Below are 3,219 nucleotides of genomic sequence, written 5' to 3' on the forward strand. Positions count from 1 at the left end.
CCAACACCACCACACGGGCTTTCGACATGACCGATGACTGTCACCCATGACGCGACTCATCGGGAGTCGTTCCAGGTGTAACCGATGACTCGACTCAGGTGTCACCTATGTCATGACTCACGACACCTCCGCCACCGCCAAGTCTCGCGGGCCGTCGGGTTCGACGCGTTCGTTGGCCATTTCGAATCGATAGCCGATCACCACTGACGCGATCAGTGCGGCCGAGATAGTGATCTCGGCGATGAAGAACGAGGCGAAGTCGATCACGGAGCCGATCGGTGGGTTGCCGGGGACCGCGTTGCGGAACGGGATCAGTGCGAACAGCAGAGCCGCCATCATCGAGCAGGCAGGGAACAACAGCCCTCGCCGCCACCTCAGGATGTAGTAGCTCGCCGTGATGGCGGCGACTGCAAGGCCCAGGATCAACACCATGACAAAGATCGCGAACACCATCGTTGGTGCAGAACGTGTGGAGGTCAGCCGGATCGCGGCGCCATGGCCCGCAGAGTCTGCTGCCGGGGCTGCGATCGGCGTGTTCCGGAAGAACGGATCGCTGCTCCAGATGGCGACGGTGACGGGAAGTGCTGTGCCGTCGCTGTCGGTGGCGTCGAAGGTCAGCGTGGACGTGTACCGGTCGAACGGGTAGTCCGTGACGGTCCCGTCGACCGCAAATTTCGGTCGGGATTGTCGCTGGCGCCGAAATTCTCGGTGTAGTTCGAGTTGCGGTGCAGCAGATACATTCCCAGGCTGGCGGCGATCACGAGGCCCAGCATGACGGCGCCTGCCACGGCGACGCGGAGGCCCAGCCGCCGCCCGGTCGCGGACGCGGGCTGCGTCGCCGCGGCTGCCGCGTCGTCTGTGGTGTCGTCGTCGGCTTCCACGGGGTTACATCTGGCCGAGGGCGTTGACGTCGGTGACGCTGACCCAGAAGCCTTCATTGCTGCCGTTGCTGGTGAACCGCGTGCCGTCGTTGAACGCCTCCACCGCCCAACCATTCACGATGTAGGTCTGGTCGTAGCGGATCGTGTGCAATGGGTCGATCACGCCGAGATCGGCCGCCTGATAGGTGAAGGTCCCGTTCTGGTTGAGCGTGACCGAGTTGGCGACATCGCCCGCGCGAGTCATCGGAGGATTCACAAACTGCACTGTGCAGTTCACCGCGTCCCCTTCGACGCCGCACAGCGCGCGCCCCGACTCGGTCCGGATGTAGGTGACCCCGTTCGGTCCGGTCGGCAGGATCTGGTCAGCTCCGGCGACACCCGCCGTCGCCAGCGACCCACCAATGACCGCACCGACCGTAGAGACACCGATCAGCGCACGAACATTCACCACGCGCTCGTTGGTACATCGGTCCGGGCGATCAATTGGCTGTCTTCCGTGCCAGCTCGGCGTCTTGTTCGGGCGTGCCGCCGGATACGCCGAGACCACCGATCAGGTCTCCGGCCCCGTCGAACAGCGGCACTCCACCGCCGACAAGTAGTAGGCCCCCGTGGTGGACATGATCGAAATGCAGCTGGGGGACACCGATCTGCAGCGGTGGGTTGAGCGTGTCGGTGGGTGCCCGAAACATCACCGCCGTACGAGCTTTCGCGATGGCCAGCTCGTTCGAAGCTAGCCAAGCAGAGTCCATACGAGAGAAGGCGACGAGGTTGGCCCCCTTGTCGAGAACCGCGAAGACCGCGTGCACGTCAGCGTTCTCGGCAGCCGCACACCCGCGGGCAATCAGTCGGTGTGCCTGTTCGAGGGTGATCTCAGGCATTCTGCGTCCACTCCGTCTCCTGCCACCGCTTCGCTGCGTCGATCGTGGCGAGTGGGCGCATGGTGCGGAATAGGTGTACGTCGGCGGGGATGATCTCGACCATCGCATCGATCATCTCTTGCGGATCGGCCTGGTCCGCCAGGCTGTCACCGAACTCGGGCATCGGTACGACGGCGGTTTCGGGGTCGTACCACTGCACGAAGCTCTCGGCGCCGGTGTCGTTGAAGCCGGTGCCGAAGACGCCAGGGTTCACGGTGGCGACTTGCACGCCGTGCGGCTCGAGCTCCGCCTTCATGGAGCCTGCGATGGCCTCGATGGCGTGCTTTGTCGCGCAATATGCGCCCACGAACGGAACGACGAGGATGCCGCCCATCGACGATGTCCAAACGACCTTGCCGGACTTGCGCGCAACCATCTTCGGCACGATCGCCTGCACGAGTGCGAGATGGCCGAACACGTTGATCTCGAAGGACTCTCGTACGCGCTCGAGCGGAATGTCCACGATCGAACCGGCTTCCATCACGCCGGCGTTGAGCACGAGGACGTCAGGGTCGTACTTCGCGGCGTGGGCGATGTCGATGTCGTCGAGAAGGTTGAGCTTGATTACCTCAAGCTCAATGCCGGCCTTGGCAGCGTCGGTGCGGAGGCTCCGGACCTGAGGCCAGGTCTCGGCGGCGGCGACCACGTTGTGGCCCGCGCGGGCCAGCTCGATCGCCGCGCCGCGGCCGAATCCGGAGCTGGCTCCGGTGATGAGGATGTTTTTGGGCATGGCTCCCTCAGTGATGGTGGTTGGAAAGCGGATGTGCGCGAGACGACAGCCGCCGCCATGCACGCAGTACGGACGGTGGCGTCGCGAGGCGCCGCAGCCCCGGAACCCCCGGCCGGGGCTGCGGCGCGCTCAACGAGGCAGCGCTATCCGACGCGCTCGTTCAGGCTGTCAGTGTTGTGCAGGTACCACAGGCTGTCGTCATGCTGCAGGCAGTACCAGTACTTGAGGAAGGAGTCGTCAGCGCTGTTGGCGAGGTGCTGATCGGGTCCGTCTTTGATGCAGGAGGCCTCCGTCGGCCAACTCCAAGGGATGCCGTTGGCGTCCCTGACGACGACGTCATCTGCGTGCGCTAAGCCGATGCCACCTGTGAGCGCCGATCCGAACAGAACAATTCCAGCGATGGTCGCAGCGCGTTTGTTCACGAAGCTCTCTTCCAAGTGACGGGCACGGTCCAGCGGTGCTTGACCGCTTGGACGTTAGGCGGACCTTCACGGAGTAGTCAGTAACGGAACACGTCAACTCGGTGGCCGATCGCGCCACGTTTGAAGTGGCCGCAATCTGATATGCCTGCGCTTCCCCGATCGGCCTCCGCTGCGATGGAGTTAGTCGCTGAACGTGATTTGGCCGGGTTCGGGTGGGCCGTCGGTGGGGTCGCGGAAGGTGGTGTGGCCGGGTTCGGGTGGGCCGTCGG

At 64.3% G+C, this 3,219-nt stretch carries 6 protein-coding genes; all 6 read right to left on the bottom strand.

What is annotated here, in order from left to right; all coding sequences use genetic code 11:
* Positions 1–117 precede the first annotated feature (117 nt).
* Positions 118–618 carry a DUF8686 domain-containing protein gene (locus TL10_RS30455; protein ID WP_234711574.1) on the bottom strand — a complete coding sequence of 167 codons (501 nt, stop codon included), beginning with the start codon at positions 616–618 and terminating at the stop codon, positions 118–120.
* The gene (locus tag TL10_RS31900) at positions 615–881 is read right to left on the bottom strand and encodes a hypothetical protein (RefSeq protein WP_051955340.1); all 267 of its coding nucleotides are present in this window, start codon (positions 879–881) and stop codon (positions 615–617) included. Before TL10_RS31900 ends, TL10_RS30455 begins: the two co-directional genes overlap by 4 nt.
* Before the next feature lie 4 nt (positions 882–885).
* Positions 886–1,428 carry a hypothetical protein gene (locus TL10_RS29250; protein WP_234711573.1) on the bottom strand — a complete coding sequence of 181 codons (543 nt, stop codon included), beginning with the start codon at positions 1,426–1,428 and terminating at the stop codon, positions 886–888.
* Positions 1,361–1,759 (bottom strand): GlcG/HbpS family heme-binding protein, encoded by a 399-nt coding sequence (locus tag TL10_RS29255; protein WP_043402637.1) that lies wholly within the window; start codon positions 1,757–1,759, stop codon positions 1,361–1,363. Before TL10_RS29255 ends, TL10_RS29250 begins: the two co-directional genes overlap by 68 nt.
* Positions 1,752–2,528, bottom strand: a complete 777-nt coding sequence (locus TL10_RS29260) for an SDR family oxidoreductase (RefSeq protein WP_043402640.1) — start codon at positions 2,526–2,528, stop codon at positions 1,752–1,754. The genes TL10_RS29255 and TL10_RS29260 overlap by 8 nt, the downstream gene beginning before the upstream one ends.
* A 143-nt stretch (positions 2,529–2,671) precedes the next feature.
* On the bottom strand, positions 2,672–2,929 hold the full coding sequence (locus TL10_RS29265; RefSeq protein WP_081936893.1) for a hypothetical protein: 258 nt from the start codon (positions 2,927–2,929) through the stop codon (positions 2,672–2,674).
* Positions 2,930–3,219 lie beyond the last annotated feature (290 nt).

This window comes from Mycolicibacterium llatzerense (assembly GCF_000878195.1).
In the GTDB taxonomy this organism is placed as follows: Bacteria; Actinomycetota; Actinomycetes; order Mycobacteriales; family Mycobacteriaceae; genus Mycobacterium; species Mycobacterium llatzerense.